The following is a 1,965-nucleotide window of genomic DNA, read 5'->3' on the forward strand; positions in this document are numbered from 1 at the left end:
AGAGGGCGCCAATCGAGCCGCCCGCGAGAAAGACGGCTATGATCCCGGAGCCGTCAAAAATGGAGTGCCGAGCCCATGGATTCAGCCGTTGGCGATCCGTGGCAATCAGGGCGATTGCGTCAAGATGACGCTTCGCAACCAACTGGAGGGCGGTGAGGAGGTCAGTCTCAACATTCACGGCTCCAGTATGATCGTCGCCTCCACGGGCAAACCGGCAACAACGACGAATCCGGACAGCATTGCCGCCCAAGGCAAGGCGGTGGAACTGGAATGGTACATTCCGCCGACCCAGCAGGAGGGTGGCCGGCAGTTTCACTCGTACAGCAACGACCGCGAACTGACGGTCCTGGGGCTGTTCGGCACATTCGTCGTCGAGCCCAAGGGGTCCGAATATCTCGACCCGTTGGGAGCCGGCGAGCCGATGCCGATGACCAGTGGATGGCAGGCCATCATCAAGAATGGTGCCGGGCCTGACTTCCGGGAATTCGTGTTGATGTATCATGAAGTCGGGGACGAGGCGTTTCGTCCGCTGAACAAGAAAGGTGACTTCATTCCCCAGCGCGATCCCTTGACCGACGTGTACCGGCCGGTGGCCCGCGCGCTGAATTACCGGAGCGAGCCTTTCGGCGTCGATAACATGCAGACACAGCACGAGTACTTCGGGTTTGAAGACGAATCCATGGCCTACAGCGCCTATACCTTCGGCGATCCGGCAACGACCATCCCCCGCAGTTATTTGGGCGATCCCGCAAAGTTTCGCCTCGTGCACGGAGGATCGGAAGTGTTCCACTCTCACCATCCGCACGGAGGGTCGATTCGTTGGCCTCGGAGCCCGCGCGCCATCGACGAAATGCCTTTGTGGCATGCGGCCAAGAACGGGCCGGTGAAATATCCCGTGATTCGAATGAAGTCCGACCGAGTTGACGTGGAAGTCATCGGACCGTCGGAGACGATGGATTTGGAAACCGAGTGCGGATCCGGCCTGTGCCAGCAGTTGGCCGGAGACTTCTTGTTCCACTGCCACGTCGCGCACCATTACATCGCCGGCATGTGGGGCTATTGGCGGGTGTACAACACACTGCAGCAAGGAGATGACCACAACGACGTGATGCCGGATCTTCGAGAGCTGCCCGACCGGGCGGGCCGTATCAAGGCGGGCGTAACGTCCGATCGGCTGATCGGCAAGACGGTCGACTGGTTCGGAAAGCAGTTCCGCATTATTGAGAAAGGCAAGACCGACTGGAAAGCGGACCCGGCTATCGTCACGATCAAGGATTGGGTTGAGATGCAGGTGCCGCCGCAGGGGCAGCCTGGACATCAGAAAGAGGAACGCGCCCAGACCCGTTCCTACGACGCGAGCGTGTTGAATTGGGTCTGGCAAGGGACTCGCGCGCTGACTGAACCGGAAAACACCGTGCCGAACCCGCGATACCAATCGCCGCATCCGGGACAGCGGCTGCCGATCGTGTTCGAGGAGGCCACCGGCAAAATCGCTTGGCCGCATTTGAAGCCGCATTTCGGCCGTCGTGTGCCTTTCTCCCAGAATCACAATCCTTCTCCGTGGCTGGATATGATTCACCTCGACAACGACGGTTTGCCCAGTTCTTATCCGGCGAAGCCCGGAGAAAATGGGCGTTGGAGCATGTGCCCCGAGAACGCGGGCTCCAAGAAATACAATGTGCACTTTATTCAGACACCGATGACACTGGCCGATAAGCAGGGGGATACGCCGGCCATCGTGGACAAGGACGGACTGATCTATGTGCTGCACGAGGAAGAAGCGCAGGTCCGCAAGAGCGACATTAAGTATCCACTGGTCGTGCGCGCCAATATCTATGATTGTATCGACTGGATGCTGACGAGCGAGTGGCTGGACGATGACCACATCAATTTCCAGGCCTCGAAGGTCAATACGCACTGGCACTTCCTGCAGTTCGACAATCAGTCGTCCGACGGAGTGATCAC

Annotated in this window: 1 protein-coding gene; it reads left to right on the forward strand. The window is 59.0% G+C overall.

The genetic code is table 11. The features are described from left to right. The coding region (locus ACOSYY_RS17335; RefSeq protein WP_421664075.1) for a cupredoxin domain-containing protein at positions 1–1,965 on the forward strand (1,965 nt) is incomplete at both ends.

This window comes from Nitrospira sp. BLG_2 (genome assembly GCF_049222245.1).